The sequence below is a fragment of the Nocardia lasii genome (genome assembly GCF_042658545.1).
Taxonomy (GTDB): Bacteria; Actinomycetota; Actinomycetes; order Mycobacteriales; family Mycobacteriaceae; genus Nocardia; species Nocardia lasii.
The window spans coordinates 20,927-39,444 of record NZ_JBHSQN010000004.1 but is presented as its reverse complement, the minus strand read 5'-3'; the positions used below and the strand labels follow the sequence as shown (position 1 = coordinate 39,444).

At 64.8% G+C, this 18,518-nt stretch carries 13 protein-coding genes; 3 read left to right on the top strand and 10 right to left on the bottom strand.

Annotation, left to right across the window (positions count from 1 at the left end; genetic code table 11):
• Positions 1-226 precede the first annotated feature (226 nt).
• The 10 genes from ACFP3H_RS09680 to ACFP3H_RS09635 form a co-directional block, all read right to left on the bottom strand.
• The gene (locus ACFP3H_RS09680; protein WP_378602752.1) at positions 227-1,009 is read right to left on the bottom strand and encodes an ESX secretion-associated protein EspG; all 783 of its coding nucleotides are present in this window, start codon (positions 1,007-1,009) and stop codon (positions 227-229) included.
• Positions 1,006-2,373, bottom strand: a complete 1,368-nt coding sequence (locus ACFP3H_RS09675) for a PPE domain-containing protein (protein WP_378602749.1) — start codon at positions 2,371-2,373, stop codon at positions 1,006-1,008. Before ACFP3H_RS09675 ends, ACFP3H_RS09680 begins: the two co-directional genes overlap by 4 nt.
• Positions 2,373-2,765 (bottom strand): hypothetical protein, encoded by a 393-nt coding sequence (locus ACFP3H_RS09670; protein WP_378602747.1) that lies wholly within the window; start codon positions 2,763-2,765, stop codon positions 2,373-2,375. Before ACFP3H_RS09670 ends, ACFP3H_RS09675 begins: the two co-directional genes overlap by 1 nt.
• Before the next feature lie 17 nt (positions 2,766-2,782).
• Positions 2,783-3,334: a DUF3558 domain-containing protein gene (locus ACFP3H_RS09665; protein WP_378602744.1), complete on the bottom strand. Its 552-nt coding sequence runs from the start codon at positions 3,332-3,334 to the stop codon at positions 2,783-2,785.
• 781 nt (positions 3,335-4,115) lie between these two features.
• Positions 4,116-4,574 (bottom strand): hypothetical protein, encoded by a 459-nt coding sequence (locus tag ACFP3H_RS09660; protein WP_378602741.1) that lies wholly within the window; start codon positions 4,572-4,574, stop codon positions 4,116-4,118.
• Between the two features lie 1,091 nt (positions 4,575-5,665).
• The gene (locus ACFP3H_RS09655) at positions 5,666-6,571 is read right to left on the bottom strand and encodes a hypothetical protein (RefSeq protein ID WP_378602738.1); all 906 of its coding nucleotides are present in this window, start codon (positions 6,569-6,571) and stop codon (positions 5,666-5,668) included.
• A gap of 11 nt (positions 6,572-6,582) precedes the next feature.
• A complete protein-coding gene (locus tag ACFP3H_RS09650; RefSeq protein WP_378602735.1) occupies positions 6,583-11,454 on the bottom strand; it encodes a WXG100-like domain-containing protein in 4,872 nt (1,623 codons plus the stop codon).
• 4 nt (positions 11,455-11,458) lie between these two features.
• A complete protein-coding gene (locus tag ACFP3H_RS09645; protein WP_378602732.1) occupies positions 11,459-11,773 on the bottom strand; it encodes a WXG100 family type VII secretion target in 315 nt (104 codons plus the stop codon).
• A 123-nt stretch (positions 11,774-11,896) separates the two neighbouring features.
• Positions 11,897-12,610 (bottom strand): DUF6882 domain-containing protein, encoded by a 714-nt coding sequence (locus ACFP3H_RS09640; RefSeq protein WP_378602729.1) that lies wholly within the window; start codon positions 12,608-12,610, stop codon positions 11,897-11,899.
• Positions 12,611-12,634: 24 nt separating this feature from the next.
• Entirely contained in the window at positions 12,635-13,624 is a 990-nt protein-coding gene (locus tag ACFP3H_RS09635) for an NADP-dependent oxidoreductase (protein WP_378602726.1), read from the bottom strand.
• A gap of 211 nt (positions 13,625-13,835) precedes the next feature.
• On the opposite strand from ACFP3H_RS09635, the gene clpB reads away from it, so the two are divergent.
• From clpB to ACFP3H_RS09620, 3 genes are all read left to right on the top strand, one after another.
• Positions 13,836-16,409, top strand: a complete 2,574-nt coding sequence (clpB, locus tag ACFP3H_RS09630; protein ID WP_378602723.1) for an ATP-dependent chaperone ClpB — start codon at positions 13,836-13,838, stop codon at positions 16,407-16,409.
• A 63-nt stretch (positions 16,410-16,472) separates the two neighbouring features.
• A complete protein-coding gene (locus ACFP3H_RS09625; RefSeq protein WP_378602720.1) occupies positions 16,473-17,252 on the top strand; it encodes a DUF5666 domain-containing protein in 780 nt (259 codons plus the stop codon).
• Positions 17,253-17,371: 119 nt separating this feature from the next.
• On the top strand, positions 17,372-18,469 hold the full coding sequence (locus ACFP3H_RS09620) for a type III secretion system chaperone family protein (RefSeq protein ID WP_378602717.1): 1,098 nt from the start codon (positions 17,372-17,374) through the stop codon (positions 18,467-18,469).
• Positions 18,470-18,518 lie beyond the last annotated feature (49 nt).

The following is an 18,518-nucleotide window of genomic DNA, read 5'->3' as shown; positions in this document are numbered from 1 at the left end:
TGATCTCCCTGGTCAAGGCAGTACTCTCGGCCGGAAGGCCAAGCCCGGAATGTCGGCTTCACCGACGTCACCGTCCCGAAATCTCATCTGCGACGTGGTCTTCCCGCCGCAGGGTGGAGTGGTCCAACTCGAGGTGATGAATCGGGCGAGTCTCGATGGCCTCGACAACCCGTGTGTGTACCTGGCGTGCCCCTTCGGCGCACTTCTCGAGCGTCGATATCGAGGGTCACTGTGACCGCCGCTCGGTGAAGATCGCGAGGTGGTTGGCGATGCGGCGTTGGAGTTCGGTGGGTGGGCCGGGGATGACGGTGAAGTTGTCGGGGTCGTGGTGTTGGATCAGGTAGCGGCCGTCGTCGGGGTAGTCGAGCCAGAGGAAGGCTTTGCCGTCGGTGGTGGGGCGGGCGTCGAGTTGGTAGCCGGGGTAGACGGTGATCTCGCCGGTGCCGATGCGGGGGCGGCGGAAGAATCGCTGCGTTTGTTCGGCGGGGGACAGGCGGGTGGGGTGCCGTCCGTAGGTGGCGGTGTCGAGGTCGCTGCGCCGTCCTTCGAAGCGCGGTGTCGAACCGCCTTGGGCGCGAGGAAGTTTCGCGACGATCTCCGCGGCCAAGTCGACCAGCGGGACGATACTCAGGGTGATGTCGCCACCCTGTTCGCGTGTGGGGCCGCCCGCTTGGACGGCCAACGCCGCCCGGTCTTCCACGATCCCGGCGTACACGCGAACCACTTCGGACTGACCCGGCCCGCGCAGCCCGTCGATCTCGACCCGTACCTCCGGTTCGAGTAGAGCCCGGAAGACCCTGTGCAGGTCCTCGTCGTATACCTCCCGCAATCGGGTGGAGGCGGCGAGGCGACGCTCGTGATCGACCTCGTGGGTTTCGGCGAATTCGGGTCGGTAGGTCAGGGGATACGGCAGGCGGTCGCGACCGTGTCCCTCCACACCGATCGCGAACGCGTGCGGGTCCAGCTTCCAGTGTCCCGTGACCTGCGGTTCCGCGTATTGCCAGCTCACGCGCCGATCACCCCGCCCGGCGGCAGGGTCGGCGGGAGCAGGCCGATGAGTTCGTCCTCGCGATCCTGGATCAGGTAGTCGGGAATCGCGTGCTCGGCGTCGTCCTCTCCCTTGCCACCACCACGTCCGCCGCCCATCATTCCCGGCATCCCACTCATGCCACGACCACCAGCACCGACGGATGTGCCGGCGCGAGCACCGGATCCGGCCGCGGCCGCACCGCCGGGCGTGCCCGGCACGGCGGCACCCGGTGCGCCTGCGGGAACACCGGATCCGGGTGATCCCCCGCCCGGTGAGCCCGAGCCAGGTGAACCCGTTCCCGGCGATCCGCCGCCGGGCGTGGTCGGGGTTCCGGTTCCCGCCGGAGTGGTCGCGGCGGGTGTGGTGTCGGTGGGGTCGTCGGTACTCGGCGTGGTGTCATCGCCGGTGTCGTTGTCTTCGTTCAGGTCGTCGGTCTCGTCGTCGTCCTGGTCGGTCGCCTGTGGTGCGGTGGTATCCGGAGTACTCGGGGTCGCAGCGGGACCGGTTCCGGGAGAACCACCATTGCCACCGTTGCCGCCACCACCGGGATTGCCGCCGCCCGGCCCCGCGTCACCAGGGTTGTTCACTGTGTCCTTGGGCAGCGGGAGCACCGGCGTCTGGCTGTCGACGGTGACCGAACCGGGCTGATAGGTGCCGATCATGAACAGTCGAGCGTCTTCTTCGGCCTCATCGGCGCGATGCTTGGCGGCTTTGACCACGCCGTTGCCGGGAATATGGCCGATGAACTCGTCGAAGGTGGAGACATTCTCCGGTTTCGGGATGGCGATCTTCGCCTGACCGAGCAGACCTTCCATGTAGTCGATGCCGTTGGCGACCATCTGCAAGGTCGCGGGTAGTTTCGCGGCTTCGGTGGTGTAGCTCTTCACCGCTTCGATCGCGGCGGATCCCGAACTGCCGGACCACTTCTCGGACAGCACCCGTTCGAAGTTGGTGCGGTAGTTGGTCACCGCGGTCTCGGTTCCGGTGGTGAGACGACGCCATCCGTCCGCGGTGGCGTTGATCTGTCCGGCGTCGACAGCGGGTTCAGTGCCGTTGCCGTTGAGGGCATTCCAGATCTGCTCGTGCGACCAGGTGCTGAACGCCTCGGGAGTGACCTTCGCTCCCTCCATCGTCACCTCAGCACCGGCGGCCAACCGCGACCACTCATCACCGATGATCCGCCGATCGCCCTCCCACGCTTCCTTGCCTTTGTTGTCGAGGTTCGTGCGGTCCTCGGCGGCGTTGTCGGACCTGTCGTGATTGTCGATGACCTTGAAGATGCCGAGTGTGCCTACGTGGCCGACGAATTCGCCGACATCGCCGAGTCCTTCCCAGAATCCCATCAGATACTGGCCCCTGTCGCACCGAGCGCGCCCGCGGTCTGCTGATCGACGGCTTGGAGTTTGCCGATCGCGGCGAGGAAGGTGTCGCGCTGGTCGCGGGCGATGGCGATGTGCTGGTCGAGGCGTTTCACTGCTGAATCGTTGGGGTCTCCGCCGCCGCCCGCGACTGCTTTGGCTTCGAGTTTTTGCCGGATGGTGGTGGCGGAGGGGAGGCCGCCCCAGCCGGTCAGGCGATTGAGCGTATTTGCTTCGAACTTCTGTGTTTCGAGGTCCGTGATGTACTGGTCAACCACGGCGGCGAGGGCTTGCCCGAGATCCTCGTCGAGCTTGAATTCGCCATTGATGGCCTGCTGCTTCATATTTCGCCAGTACGTGGCGTGATCCTGAGTCATTCTGATCCTCCCCTGGACTATTCCGGCAGATTCGGCTCTAGAGCGGCCGCGTAGCTCGCCGCCATCTCACAGGTATCTCCGACGCGTGGGCCTTCGGTACTCAGCCACCCCACCTTGACTTCGAACATCCCCTGCTCGGCGGCGAATGATACGAAGCAACTGTCCGGGTCGCTCTGCTCCTGCGAAACCAGAGCCGGGCGTCCGTTGACGGTGGAATCCCGCACGTTGACGGCACTTTCCTTCTTACGGGCTTCATCCAGGGTGTGACTGGTCGACAGGACGGCAACCCGCCGCCGTCCCGTATCGGACTGATTGCCGAGCGGGGCCCAGCTGCAAATCCGCCATGCGGAAACACCTGTCGGTGGATCCGTAGTGATGATCTTCGTCGCCGGATCGAGTCCAACCCCGCGCAACACCTCATCCGACAACGCCCCCCGACACGGATTGAACACCTCGACACTGTCCGGATCCCGCACCGCCGAGGTAGGCCCAGCCACCCCTTCGGTCCCCTGGCACCCGGTGAGCACGGCAACACCGATCAGCCCACACGCCACCACAACGCTTCGCACAGCACTCCTACCCGGTCGGCCACGGCGCAACCCGCCACTACGAACTTAGACGCACCCCACCACCATCTGGTTCCCCTCATCCTGAAATCCACCGACCCCGGCCGTGACAGGCGGACCAACCTGCCCCGTCCTCGGCACCTACCACTGGCCGCTCGCAGCTCACTTGGTCGGCCGTTTCCCTGCGCTGAGCAGGTCAGTCCCACATGAGACACCCTCCGATGGCCAACTTCACTCCCGTGCACTCTTCCCCTTGGGCTTCCATCAGTTGGCGGGCTGTGACTGACACCGCCTTGTCGATGGCTCTGCGGTCGAACAAGTCTATCAATCTTCCGTCGCTTCCCTGATATGAGAAGCAATCCCAAGTGAACACTCCCGGAGCAGTCTTGACCGGTGTCGCTACGCCGTACGTCCAATTCTTATACTCAAGCGCGGCGGCCCTCCTGTTGCCTTGCCAGTTCAATACTGACTTCGGCGACGTCGATTTCATCCATGATTTCTCGAATGCTTTCAGTCGGCATATCCATAGTTCCCGATCAAGGTTCGTGCCTGAAAAGATATCGGGACCAGTTTTCGGGCGCGTTGCCGCTGACTTCTTCGGCATGTCGAAGCACGGACAAACGGCGGTTCGCGCGTCTGACCAGGTACTTCTCGCTCCAGGCTCGTTCGGCCATACGGCTACTCCTTACTCGTCAAGAGCCCGGACTTTCAACAACCTCCGGCAGTTTTAGAACTAACTATTCGTTGCAGCCGTCATTCTGCAGTGGATTCCTCGGCGACCCGATCAGCGTGACTGAGTATTGCCGAGTAGCTCATGCATCCAGTGTGGAATGTTACCTTCCGTGCGCGGGAACAATGCCATTTCGCGGATGCAGTCAGCTGGCGTTGGCAAATTATCGGTATAGAATTCGCTCAAGTCTATAGTATTCGCATAATCGACCGAATAATAGTCGGGATAGTAAAGAACGTAGTCGACTTTCATCCAACTTCCACGGCCGGGCCGGGACATTCCTGCTCTCAATTTGGCGAACATCTCATCGACGTCGATAGGAGGCTTCCAGATTTGTATCATCTGGTCTTGCTTATTGAAGACCACTGCACTGGCTCCGCCCCAGTTATTATCGCCGATTGCGACATACTGCAGGATGATTCGATTCCATCCGGGTGGGGCTGTTATCTCCAGTCTGTCGGTAATCTCTGCAAGTACCTCAGCCTGCTCCTCGATAAACATCGGATCACTCACTGCTCGCCTCTTTCGCTACGATATAGGTATTCGCCGGAAAGCATCTCTTTCAACCAATCTGGGACATGCTCGGGATCGCGTGGATAGATCCGGAGATCTGTTTACCATGTTCCAATGTCTGTGGGTGCTCGCCATAATGGGTCGTGATCGTAGTCGAATACTATTCGGTATTCCATATCAGCACTGATATTGTATCGGGCGAGAAACCACGTGCCTCGGCCCGGTTTGTACATCGAGCCTCGGAGCTCATCAAGTGCCCTGCTTGCATTGAACAAGGGTTCGGGTATCTGAAATGTCTCGCCGTCATCGAGAGTGCACCAAAGCCCATAGTCAGATACTGTCGCAGTTCCGCGATACTCAAGATCTAGACGCTGCCAACCGGTTGGCGCCAACTGCGCCAGATTCTCTCCTACGGCACGGAGAAGGCTGAGCGTCTGTTCATCATGATGGTAGTCACGATCCGGATGCGGGATTACGCGCTGGTCCGGGGACATTGTGAAAGTTCCTTACCTGAATATAATCGTCTGCGTTGGTTGGCAACACATGTAACCGGTCGGGTGTTCGAACATTTGGTGTGTGACGTTCTGCGAAGATGTCAATTCTAATAATCTCCCCGGTAGGTGAGCGACCAACTGATGCTTGGTCGTACTCCATCCTTCGCTATGATTCTGACGTCGGGCGCTCATCCAGTGTCCAGCAGCTGTTCTCAAGAGCCCACTGCGGTGCATGATTGATACGCTCACCCCTGGGCTCAGGTGGGAATTCTAGGCGTTCGAATGGGTGTGGGATACCTGCTCAGCAGCGATGCGTCGTCCTAGCGGTTGCTGGGATGCCATGGGTTCGACTGTCGCGATTTGAACTTTCACTCGAATCATCCTCGCATCCAGTCGGGGATGTTGTCTGGGGTGCGTGGATAGAGTTCAAGTTCACGTCGAGAATCTTCGATATCGGGAATCTTCGTCATCTCGTCTTTGTTGCGGATATATTTTACTTTGAGTACTGGTTTGGGTAATGGAGAGTGAGATCTACCCCCAACCAGGTTCCCCAACCAGGTTCCCCTACCGGGCCGGGCCATTGGCCGAAGTTTGCGTTCAGCTGGCGCCGCTTATTATCCAATCTGGAAGTGGAACACTGTACAATCCGGCCAGTCGAACTTCTTCGCGGAAATCATCTACAGAGGGCTGATTCGCCCATTTGGGCTCCGTGGTTCCATACATGTCGAAATTGTATTTTCCGGTGTACCAGACTTCAAGACGTGCAGAGAACCATACGGCTGGGCGAGAGCGCGTTGCCGCGCGATATTCACTGAACCTATCGGCAACCTCTACTGGGGGCGTCCAGGGTGTCATTTTGCCGGAGATGTCTTGCATCAAGCCATTGATTTCCCGATGATTACCGACTTCGCGAAAATGAATCTGTGCGTATGTCCATCCAGGGGGTAGGGAAATATTGGTTTGAGTTTCGATCAGTTCCACATAACTTTCCATCGGCGGGTCTTCACCCGGCTTCACTGGCGGAAGGGGAGTCTTCGTGTTCAACTTCGCCTTCAGCCAGCGAGGAATGTATTCGTCAGTCCGTGGGTAATGTCGAAGATCATTTTCATAAGCAGCCGCAGAGATTGACGGGTCCCAGATTGGATCAACCCATACGTTGAACGTGGCATCTAGAAAATCGGGTGCCTTTATGTACATGCGCAGTGAGAGCCATGTGCCAACTCCCTCCTCGTACCGTAGGATGCGCATATCATCGAAGGCGCGCATTATTTCCGGTGGCAAATCGCCAATCCCCGAGGAGCCGTCAGCGTCGAGAATGGTGTACTTGACATCGAAGTCGGTGCCAGAACCCAGCACGTTTACTTCAATGCGCTCCCATCCCGGCTCTGCGGCCTTAATAATTCGGCCCGCTGTCCACAGAAGGATTCGTTCACTCTGCGCGTACTTTTCGTCCCTGGTCTGAGATGGGAATTCTAGGCGTTCAAATGGATGTGGCACGTTCACGCTGTCAGCTCCTAGTAATTCCGATGGCTTCTGAAGTGTAGGACGATTCGGTTGCTATTCGGGTTGGTCTCTTGCACTACCCAATATACGTAGTCTGGTGTTACACCCACGGACGAGTTGCTCGGGATGACTCTAACACGCTCTAATGTATGACCTGCTCTGTGTAGATTATGGCGATCCATCTCGGATCTCCGCCAGCTATCATTGTGACGGCTCAGTGGGTCGGTTGTTGGAAGTAGTATGTTGTTCTCTCGCCAGAGTTGCGTAATGAGGCCGAGCGCCTCATTTATTGAGCCCGCCACATGATCATGGGTGTGACCACCGCGGAAATCTTGACCAGGATAGTCGATTTCGCCGGCATTGCCCACGCGAGCCTGCACACTTCCTGCGCGGGGAGGATGTCCTCCAGGGCTATAGTCAGGTGTGAACGATGTCGAACCGTTCGCGACATCGTCTGTGTGGAATACGCGGTCGCCGACTCTGTATCGCGTATTCGTGTGTGGAAGTCCATCGGCGAGACTATCTCCCGGACCGCGTTGGTCGTTTCGGCGCATTGTCGAAGCATTGCCGAGTTCCGGATTGTTGTTGGTCCAGGTTTCGATGTGAGTAAATGACGCCTGGCCAGTTTCTGGATCAGCCGGTCCGGTGTAGAAATCTCCATGCCAATCGCCGTTCTCGTCAAATACTTCGTATCGGCAATTTGGCTCTAGATCTGTCCGTAGACTGAATGGTTGACTGCTCGCATTCCAGTCCTGAATAGATCGATAGTTCTCGCCGCCTGCTTCGAAGTCCTGACCTGTTGGGCGCCCAAATGTATCGAGCTCGAACTGCGGGTGGCCACTGGCATCGGTGTGAAACGTGAATGGTTCAGGGTCGCCGGTGTCGACTCTGTAGTCAACGTTGGGCAGCGGACAACTCGCATCCGGGTTGGCTACCGGATTGCCCGGATATCCAGTGCGAGTGTTGTCTACTCTGGTGTCGATATGTGTTATGCGAGGTGGGTTCGAGCCGTCGGTGTAGACCGTAGTTCGTCGGCCGGTCGAATCGGTTATTTCATATCGAGTTCGGGGCTCCAACGTGGGGTTATCCGCAGGATCTCGATGGATGCTGTAGAAGGGTTCGCCATCCTGCACGACACGGTTGACAGTCTGGTCGAATGGTGGTGCTTGCCAGTCGATGTCGTTATGGGTGGGGTTGACTCGGTCGCCCGGGCGAACGGCTCGACTGACAGCAGACTCTGCGTTCAGATTTCCAGGTCGACTACCGGGAGCGTGAGGATTGGTGTCATTAATTGAATTCGTGCCGTTGGGGTGATGTGTCTGCCATTGGCCGTCTGGTGGGATGCGGGGTGTGCGGGTGCCGTCGGGGTTGGTGACGGTGCTGGCGCTGAAGACGTTTCCGTTGGTGTCGGTCCAGGCGGCCTGGGTGGGGGCTAGGACTACTACGCCTAGGTGTTGGGCGAGGCGGTCGGCGAAGCCGTTGGTGGAGGCGTCGCAGCCGATTAGGCGGATGGGGGTTACGCCGTCCCAGTTGGAGCGGCGGAGGAGGTCGCCGTATTGCTCGGGGGTGAGGGTTTGGCCACCGATGACGGCGTGGCCGTCGGGGGTGATGTGGGTGTCGGCGGTGAAGCGGTGGGGGTCGGCGGGGACTCGGTGGGGGAGGTCGCCCATGGTGGGGTCGCCGCGGTGGTGGGAGATGCCGGCGGGGGTTTGTTCGGCGTGGTTGTTGTGGATGGCGTCGAGGTCGACGGTGGGTTCGGGGTTTGTGTCGGTGGTGGGGGTTACGGTGCTGTCGGGGTTGGTGTTCGGGGACGGGTGCTGGTCGGCCCAGGAGGGGGTGGTGGAGCGGGTGAGATCGGCTCGGGAGATGTCGGAGCCGATGCGGTTCAGGTCGTCGGGAGTGAGGGTCGGGTTGGCGCGTGGAGAGAGGCCGAGGTGGGTGCGGACCGAATTGGCGAGGTCGGTGAGGGTGGGGGTGGTGTCGGCGTCGATGGTGAGGTCGGCGGTGCGGGGGTTGGTGGTGGGGACTGTGTCGACCAGGAGCCAGTCGCCGAGGGGGAATCGGTTGCCCTGATTGAAAGCGAGGTCGGTGGCGGTCTGGACATTGTCGGCGACGGTGTCGAGGGTGGTGGGAGGTGTTGTGGGAGAACCGGTTACGGCGACATCCAGGCGGACTACCCGGACCGGCTGGTTGAAGGCGTTGGGGTATTCGGCGCTGCGGTAGGGGCGGCCGGTGGGTGGGTTTACCTGCAGGGCTTGGTTGTTGGCGGGAGTGAGCGGGCGGAGGGATTCGCGGGCTTGGCGGGCCTGGCGCGCGGCTTCCAGGGCTTGGGGGGAGATGTCAGTTCGGGGAGCGGAGGTGGTGGTTGTCGATGCGGTGGTGTCGGCGGGAGTGGTCGACGGAGTGGGGTCTGTGGATGGGTGGGGAGAGTTCGGTTGGGCGCCGGAGGGGTCGGTGGTGGTTGGGGTGCCGTTTGTGACGCGGGCACCGGGTGCGTTCGCGGCACTGTTCGTATCGGGGCCTGCGGTACCGAGGGCGTTCGGGGTGCCGTTTCCGTTCGGGGTCCCATTGGTGGCGGTGGTCCCGTTGGTCGCGGCGATTCCGGGGTTGGGGTTTGTCGTGTTCGGTGAGCCCGGTCGCGTGGTGTTCGGCGGTGTTGTCGGCGTGGTGGGTGTAGAGGACGGGGGAGAGCTGGGTGTGGACGGTTGGGGAGAGTTCGGACGTGAACCCGGCGCGGGCGTAGTCGGGGTGACCGATGTGGAGGGCTGGGGAGTGTTCGCGGGGGAGTGCTGGGGACTGGCGGGGTTGATCGGTGCGCCGAGGGGTGTCATCGGCGGCGAGGGTGCGGTGGCCGTCGCGGGAGTGGGAGTGCCGTTGGTCGGCGCGGTGGTCAGCGGCGCGGTGCCGGGTGGGGCGGCGGTGGTGGTCGCCGCGGCGTTTGTCGCGGGGTCGCCCTGTTGGGGTTGGCGGGTGGTGTCGGCGGGGGACTGCGCAGAGACGGGCGCGCCTGTGCTGGGGCTGCCGAGGGCGGACGGCGGTGTGCCGGTTGTCGGGTTCGTCGGGCTCGGTGACTGGTCGCCGTTGGTCGGGGAGGCGGTGGTCGGCGTCGCCGATGGGACGCCGGATTGATCGGGGGATGTGATGGGCGGCTGAGTCGTGGTGGGGGAGTCGGCCGGTGGAAGGTCCAGTGACGAGGGATTGGAGGAAGGTGTGGGTGCAGGCGTTGGCGTGTCCGTATTGCCCGGAGTCGGTTGTGTGGCGGGGGAATCGGTGCTCGGTGTTCCGCTGGTCGGGTTCGTCGAACCGTTGTCCGTGGGAGCCGAGGGGTTGGCCGGAGACGGGCTGGAGTCGCCCGGTGTCGATGGCGTGGGAGTCCCATTGTTGGGGGAACCCGGGTTCGTGGCACCGCCGTCGTTCGGTGTCGCGGGCGTGCTGTCGGTCGGTGTCGAAGGTCCGGCGGGTGCGGGGTTGGAGTTACCGGCAGCGTCGGGTGAACCGGTGGAGGGGTTCGCGCCGCCCGAGGTGTCAGCGGGCGCACCCGAGCCGTTGGGACTGCTGGGGCTAGGTGAAGCGTCGCCCGGGGAACTCGCACTCGGAGAGGTATCCCCACCCCCACTATCACCCGGTGAGCCAGAACCAGTCGAATCCCCGCCTGGTGCACCAGAACTCGGCGAAGCACCATTAGAACCGTCGCCAGGAGTACCGGCCGGGCTCCCGGTCGACGGCGACCCATCTCCACCGGGCGAACCCGACCCCGCCGGTTGCGTCGAACCACCCGGCGACCCCGCCGGTTGCGTCACGCCCCCTGGCGAACCCGACTCCGGTGTCCCGGTCGAAGCGGGTGAAGTCCCCGGCCCGTCACCATCGTTCGCCGAGGAACCAGGACTGTCGGACCCGAGGTCCCCCACCTCGGGAACATTCGGGGCCGCCGAATTCCCCGAATTGTCGCCACCTCCGTGCGCCGCGGACTCCAGCCCGCTCTGCACCCCACCCGCACCAGCGCTGGTGAAGGTATCCACCCCGATGTCGAGCTGGAATTCCTGCCCCATCAGCGCCGAGGCCACCCCCGCGGTGGCCACCTGCGCCGACAGGTCCGCGCCCAGTTCGGTCGCCGCGCCGGCTACGGACTTGGCGCCCAGCTTGCCGAGCCCGGAGGTGATGTTGTCGCCGACGCCGCCGAGTTTGTCACCCAGCGAACCGCCCACCGCGCCACCGACGGCCCCGCCGAAGGTCGCCAATCCCAGGTCGGACCAACCGAAGTCGTCCATCGTCCGGTCGCCCTTGGCGACCTGGATCGTGCGGGCGAGCGCGTCGATCCCGCCCTCTTCCAACGCCTCGAACGCGGCGCCGCGCAAGGCGGCCCGCGCGGCGGCTTTGGCGATGCCGCGCGCGATCATTCGCGTGAGCAGCTGTTTCATCGCGATCTTCACCGCCACCTGGGCCGCGATCCGCGCCGCCACCCCGGCCGCGGCGCCGACGCCGGTCCACGCGGTGGCCAGTGCGATGCCGATCTCGACCGCGGCCACGATCATCGTGCCGATGATCACCAGCTTGGTGTGCTCGATGTCGTTGGCACCGTCTTCGAGCAGTTCGGCCTGTTTCTCGCACCATTTCCGAATGGCGGTGAACGCCGCTTCGTCGCCGGCGAGGAGCTTGTCGCGGTACGCGGCGATCGCGTCGTGGGTCTCGCCTTCCGACAGCGCCGACAGGGTCGCGGTCAACGTGCGCGCGGCGTCCTCGTCGACGGTGTCGAGGGTGTTGGCCGTGCTGGTCCACGCATCGGCCAACCGCCGCATCGCGGTCTCGTCACCGTCGGGCCAATCGCCCGCGCCGAGAATGTATTTCGCGACCCACTGCAGAGAATCGGGGATCTCGATGCCCACGAAACTAGATCCCCGTCGCCTTCAGTCCGGCCGCGTTGGCGGTGTCCTGCTCGACCAGTTTGTCCGCGATCGTGACCATGTTCGTGCCGAGCTGGGTCATCGACTTCGCGAGATTGCCCACCGAGGTCTTGCCCTGTTCGACGCCCGGGGTGTAGTTCGCGGCGAAGGCCTGGCCGATCTCGTCACCACCCCAGCACTGGCCCTCCGCGTCCAGGGCGGCGGTGAGGGTGGTCAGGGCCTCGGACAGAGTCGAAGCGACCGAATCGAACGAGGACCGCGTACTACGCAGCGCATCGGGATCGGCCTTGATCGAACTCATCCCACATCCCAACCTCGCCCAACAATGCTGTCGACATGTTGGACGCACGAGGTCGGTGCGCGGATCCCTATTGTGCCGTATGTCTCATTCGTAGCGGTTTGGCTATTGCGATGTGTGCCAGCGCTATTCGCCGCCCATGCGCAGGTTCATGCCCGTCGTCCTGGCCATCTCGTCGAAGGTGATGTCCCCGGCGATCCCGGGCCCGGTCACCGTCGCGGTGGTGTGGTCGGGCGACCACGCGATGTCCAACCCGCGATGGTTGGCATAGGCGTGCAGCGCGCGACGGCGGTCGGTGATCGCGAACTCGGTGAGCCCCTGCTGGATCACGCGCGCGACGCGCGGCGCGAACGGCGCGGGCAACGCGAACGAGGGATGCTCGATCAGGAACGCGGCCCTGGTCCCGCCGCCGACCGGGCCGTTGTAGCCGGTCCACACCCCCGAGATCGCCTTGGCCGCGTCCATGAACAGGCTCACCACGTCCTCGACCCGGTCGGGTGCGCCGGGCAGCGCGGCGAACGGCACGTCCGCATCGGCGAGTTCGCTGATCCCGTAGCGGATTCCGAACTCGCGCACCCGCTGCGACAGACCGGTGACCAGTTCCGGGTATCCGGCCGGATTTCCCCACCCCCACAGCCAGGAGGCAGGTCCCGGCGCGGCCGACCCGAGCAGATGCATCCGCTCGCATTCGATCGGCTGCGCCCCGGTCAGCGTGAACCGGCCCAGCGCCAGATTCACGTTCCACCCACGATCGCCCGCGACATCGGCGAGGTGCAGTTGATGCTCGAAGGAATACAGCGCGGCATCGTCGAGCAGGTTCGCCAAGGTCACATCAGACATGGCGCCGAGCGTACCGAGGACGAATCAGATCGCGAGAACGGTTTTTCCGCGTGCGCCACCCGTTCCGAGTACCGCGGGCGCGGCCTCGAGCGGCACCGTCAGCTGCACCGGGACCACCACGTCACCGGCGGCGACGCGGGCGAGCAGACGGCTCAATTCGGGGGAGCCGCCCTTGGATTGGAAGTTGCCGCCTGCGATGCCCTGGTCGTGCAGGACCGCTTCGTCGGCCGCCCAGGTGATCGAATACGCCCGACCGCCGCGCTTGACCAGGCTCGCGTGCCGGGCGAAATCGCCGGGCGCGCTGATCAGGTCGAACAGCACGTCGATGCCGTCGGGGTGGGTGAAGCGCACGGCGTCGGTGACGCTGGAGTCGCGGTGCACGGCCGGGTCGGGGTCGTTGAAATTCGGGTCGTCGGGGCGGATCTGGGTGTAGTCGACGGTTTCGCTGGCGCCGAGGCGCGCGACCTGATCGGTGGCATCGCCGCGGGCGGTGGCGATCACGTGGCCGCCCGCGATATTGGCCAGCTGGACCAGGAAGGACCCGACCCCGCCGGTGGCGCCGACGATCAGCACCGTCTGGCCGGGCTGGATCTGGGCGGCGTCCACCAGGTCCTGGGCCGTCACCCCGGCGACGGGCAGGGCGGCGGCGGCCACGGTGGTGACGCCGTCGGGGATCGAGACGAGCGTCGCGTCCTCGGGAACGGTGGAGTACTGGGCCCAACTGCCGTGTCCGGCGGGGGCGGTGAGGAACTTGCCGACCACCTTGTCGCCGACCTTGAATTTGGTGACCCCGGAACCGATAGCCGAGACGGTGCCCGCACCGTCGACGCCGAGGATCATCGGGAAATCGGTGGGCATCTTGCCGTCGAGGATGCCGTCGGCCATCTTCAGGTCGAACGGGTTGACCCCGGCCGCGTCGAGTGCCACCTGGACCTCGCCCGCACCGGCCTCGGGCACCGGCACATCGGCGAGCTCGGGTGTGGCGCCGAACTTCTGAACCACGATCGCGCGCATGGGGGTGAACTCCTCGCATCGGGGGTGAGTCGGGCACCGCAATCCTAGGCGGATAGGCGTCCGACATGCGGTGATTGATCGTCTTCGGTGGTGTCGCGGCGTACCGTGAAGCACGAATCCGAAGTCTGGAGAAGATTTTTGGAGTTGAGCGGAACAGACTCAACTTTGCGAGCGTTGAACCAGTCGATACCGGACATACCCAAGGAGATTCGTGGACTCGTTCAATCCCACCACCAAGACGCAGGCGGCGCTGACCGCCGCCCTGCAGGCCGCTTCCGCCGCAGGCAATCCGGAGATCCGTCCGGCGCACTTGCTGGTGGCGTTGCTCGACCAGACCGACGGCATCGCCGCACCGTTGCTCAAGGCCATCGGTGTCGACCCGGCGACTGTCGAGCGCGAGGCGGGCGACATCGCCGACAAGCTGCCCCGGGCCACCGGCGCGACCACCACCCCGCAGCTCGGCCGCGAGGCACTGGCCGCGATCACCGCCGCCCAGCGCCTGGCCACCGAACTCGGTGACGAGTACGTCTCCACCGAGAACCTGCTGGTCGGGCTCGCCGAGGGCGATTCCGAAGTGGCCCAACTGCTGCGCAAGCACGGCGCCACCCCCGAAGCCCTGCGCGACGCCTTCGCCACGGTGCGCGGTAGCGCCCGCGTCACCAGCCCCGACCCCGAGGCCAGCTACCAGGCGCTGGAGAAGTACTCCACCGACCTCACCGAGGCCGCCCGCGCGGGCAAGCTCGACCCGGTGATCGGCCGCGACACCGAGATCCGCCGCGTGGTGCAGGTACTCAGTCGCCGCACCAAGAACAACCCGGTACTCATCGGCGAGCCCGGCGTCGGCAAGACCGCCATCGTCGAAGGGCTCGCCCGGCGCATCATCGAAGGCGATGTGCCGGAGTCGTTGCGTAACAAGAAGGTCGTCTCCCTCGACCTCGGCGCGATGGTCGCGGGCGCGAAGTATCGCGGTGAGTTCGAGGAGCGGCTCAAGGCCGTGCTCGACGACATCAAGAACAGCGCGGGCGAGATCATCACCTTCATCGACGAACTGCACACCATCGTCGGCGCGGGCGGCACCGGCGATTCGGCGATGGACGCGGGCAACATGATCAAGCCGCTGCTGGCCCGCGGCGAACTGCGCCTGGTCGGCGCGACCACCCTAGACGAGTACCGCAAGTACATCGAGAAGGACGCCGCCCTCGAGCGTCGCTTCCAGCAGGTGCTGGTCGGCGAGCCGTCGGTGGCCGACACCATCGGCATCCTGCGCGGCATCAAGGAGCGCTACGAGGTGCACCACGGCGTGCGGATCACCGACTCCGCGCTGGTGGCGGCCGCGACGCTGTCGGATCGCTACATCACCTCGCGCTTCCTGCCCGACAAGGCGATCGACCTGATCGACGAGTCGGCCTCACGCCTGCGCATGGAGATCGACTCGCGCCCGGTCGAGATCGACGAGGTCGAACGCGCGGTCCGGCGCCTCGAGATCGAGGAGGTCGCGCTCGAGAAGGAGACCGACGCCGCGTCCAAGCAGCGCCTGGAGAAACTGCGCCAGGAGCTCGCCGATGATCGCGAGAAGCTGAGCCAGCTCACCACCCGCTGGCAGAACGAGAAGAACGCGATCGACTCGGTGCGCGGGCTCAAGGAGCAGCTCGAGGCGTTGCGCGGGGAGTCCGAGCGGGCCGAACGCGACGGCGATCTCGGCAAGGCCGCGGAGCTGCGCTACGGCCGGATCCCGGCGTTGGAGAAGGAACTCACCACGGCCGAATCCGCCAGCGGCACCGCCGCCAGTGGTGAGGTGATGCTCAACGAGGAGGTCACCCCCGACGACATCGCCGACGTGGTCTCGGCGTGGACCGGGGTGCCGGTCGGGCGCATGCTCGAGGGCGAGACCGCCAAGCTGCTGCGGATGGAAACCGAGGTCGCCGGGCGCGTGGTCGGCCAGGAGGAAGCGGTGCAGGCGGTGTCGGACGCGGTGCGTCGGGCGCGCGCGGGCGTCGCGGATCCGAACCGGCCCACGGGCTCGTTCCTGTTCGTCGGCCCCACCGGTGTCGGTAAGACGGAGCTGGCGAAGTCGTTGGCGGACTTCTTGTTCGCCGACGAACGCGCGATGGTGCGCATCGACATGAGCGAGTACAGCGAGAAGCACTCGGTGGCTCGGCTCGTCGGCGCGCCGCCCGGATATGTCGGCTACGACCAGGGCGGGCAGCTCACCGAGGCGGTGCGGAGGCGGCCGTACTCGGTGGTGCTGTTCGACGAGATCGAGAAGGCGCACCCGGATGTGTTCGACATTCTGCTGCAGGTTCTCGACGAGGGACGGCTCACCGACAGCCAGGGTCGCACGGTCGATTTCCGCAACACGATCCTGATCCTGACCTCGAATCTCGGTGCCGGTGGCGACCGCGATCAGGTGATGGAGGCGGTGCGGCGGGCGTTCAAGCCGGAGTTCATCAACCGGCTCGACGACGTGGTGATGTTCCACGCGCTCGACGCCAAACAGTTGGAGTCGATCGTCGACATCAACCTGCAACAGCTGCAGAAGCGCCTGTCGCAGCGCCGGCTGACCCTCGATGTCACCGAGGAGGCCAAGCAGTGGCTGGCCGTGCGCGGGTACGACCCCGCCTACGGCGCGCGGCCGCTGCGCAGGCTGATCCAGCAGGCGATCGGGGACAGCCTGGCCAAGGAGCTGCTCTCCGGCGCGGTCGCCGACGGTGACACGGTGAAGGTGAGTGTGGACGACGCCACCGACAAACTCGTGGTCGAACGCGAAGTTATCCACAGCTCCTAGATTTATCCACAGGCCGGTGCGTAGGGACCTCCCAAACGCACCGGCCTGTCCTACCCTGGAGCCATGACGAACCCGAAGGATCCGTGGGGGCAACGCCCGGACGATTCGCCGACCGAACGGCTGGGTTCGCCGGGCTCCGAGTCGACCGCGCCCTACGGCGGCAGTTCGTTCGACGAATGGGGACAACCGTCGAACCCCACCCAGGCGTTGCCGCCGCACGACGCCCAGTGGGGTGACTACGAGAGCGCGTATCCGGGGGCGCAGCCACCCCCGTACGGGCAGCAGGCCCAGCAACCCGGCTACGGCCAGGTCCCACCACAGCCGCCGCCCGGATACCGCCCGCAGGACGGCGGCCCACCCGAAGAACCCCCCAAGCGCCACACCGGTCTGTGGATCGCGCTCGTCCTCGGCATCGTGGCGCTGATCGCGGTCGGCGGCGTGCTGGCGGGTCTGGTCCTGACCGGCAACTCCGCCGACGACGGCGACACCGTGGCCGCCCCGACCACCACCCAACCGCTCGCCCCGCCCACCCTGAGCCCGACCACCCCGGGTTCCCCGCCGAGCCTGCCCGGCCTGCCCGGTTTGGGCGGTACCGACGATCTCGGCGCCACCATGGGCAGCATCACCGCCAACACCGGCACCGAGATCACCATGAGCACCCTCGGCGGCTCCGATATCCGGGTGCTGATCGACGATGCGACCCAGGTGATCTCGCTGACCAGCACGAAGGCGAGCGAGCTTCCGGTCGGCGACATGGTTATGGTGCAGGGCGACAAGAACCCAGACGGGTCGATTCACGCCAAGATCATCATCAGTACGGCGTTACCGAGCGGCCCCCGATGAGCGACCCGCGCGTCAAAACCCCGGTGCTACCGGGCAATCACGGCGACGGCTGGATAGGCTAGGCGACGATGACGGCTATGTGGTTCGGGTTAGCAGCGATCGCACTCGTGGGTGCGATCGTGCTGTTGTATTTCGATCGGGTGCAGCGACAGCGCACCGGGCACGCGCGGCAGGTGTGGGCGAAGTCCCAGGGCTACACCTATGTGTCGCTCGAGCCCGCGCTTCCCTCGACCTGGCGGCGCGGTGCGCTGGCCAAGCTCGGGTACCTGTCCGCGGTCGATGTGGTGTCCGGGATTCGCAAGGGCGAGAAGTTCGTGCTCTTCGATCTCGAGGACGCGGCGACCCTGGTGGCCGTGCGCCGCCAGATCGGTTCGGAGATCGACGTCGACATGCGGCTCAAGACCGCGGCGCCGCCCAAGGACCACGACCTGGAACTGCTCGGCGCGATCGGTGACCGGGTCGTGTTCGCGACCGATCCCGAGATCGCCCGCCACGCGGTCGACCAGCGCATGGTCGGGTTCATCGAATCGCTGTCCGACACCGTGCAGATGCTGTGGAGCGAGGGCAACTGGACCCTGGGCATGCTCCCGGTCGGCAGCGGCCCCAAGGACTGGGAGACCGCGATCGACGTGGTGCTGCGCCTGTCGGGTCTGCTGCACGTGCTGCCGCCGGTGGCCGAGCCGAACGAGTTCACCCGCCCGCGATCGAGCGCCAATCTCGCGCCCGGCTTCCGTCCCGAGTACGACGACGAGGACGACGCGCGCGAATTCGATTCGGGCCGTGACGAACTCGCCGACGCCGAAGAACGCGGCCGCGCCCGCTTCCCCGGCCCCGACGAACTCGACGACTCCTTCGCCCCGCGCGTTCCGCCCGCCCGCTTCGCCGAGGACGACGCCCCGCGCGCCCGATTTCCCGAGGATGAGCCCCGCGGTGCCGCGCGCTTCCCGGACGACGACTCCCGCAGCGCCGACCGCGCCCCGCTCGGTCGCGGCCCGGCCCGCCCCGACGACTACGACCCCGACCTGGACGACCCCGAGTTCGAAGACCAGCCCGCCCCCGGCCGCCGCCCCCTCGGCGAGCCCAAGCGTCCCTCGCTGGCCGTCGTCCCCGAACCGCGTCCCCGCACCGAACCGCCCCTCGACGAGGCGGAACCGGGTCAGCCGGGTGGTCCCTTCCACCCCGGTTTCCGCCCGTACCAGGGCCCTGTGCCCAAGTGATCGCGCGGTCGCGGCGGTCGTCGTCGCGACCATCTCCTCGACCGGAATC

Coding starts and splice junctions, on each gene's coding strand:
- ACFP3H_RS09640 (WP_378602729.1), bottom strand. CDS start 12,610: ATGTCTGATGTGACCTTGGCGAACCTGCTCGACGATGCCGCGCTGTAT.
- ACFP3H_RS09625 (WP_378602720.1), top strand. CDS start 16,473: ATGACGAACCCGAAGGATCCGTGGGGGCAACGCCCGGACGATTCGCCG.
- ACFP3H_RS09675 (WP_378602749.1), bottom strand. CDS start 2,373: ATGGGATTCTGGGAAGGACTCGGCGATGTCGGCGAATTCGTCGGCCAC.
- ACFP3H_RS09635 (WP_378602726.1), bottom strand. CDS start 13,624: ATGCGCGCGATCGTGGTTCAGAAGTTCGGCGCCACACCCGAGCTCGCC.
- ACFP3H_RS09645 (WP_378602732.1), bottom strand. CDS start 11,773: ATGAGTTCGATCAAGGCCGATCCCGATGCGCTGCGTAGTACGCGGTCC.
- ACFP3H_RS09670 (WP_378602747.1), bottom strand. CDS start 2,765: ATGACTCAGGATCACGCCACGTACTGGCGAAATATGAAGCAGCAGGCC.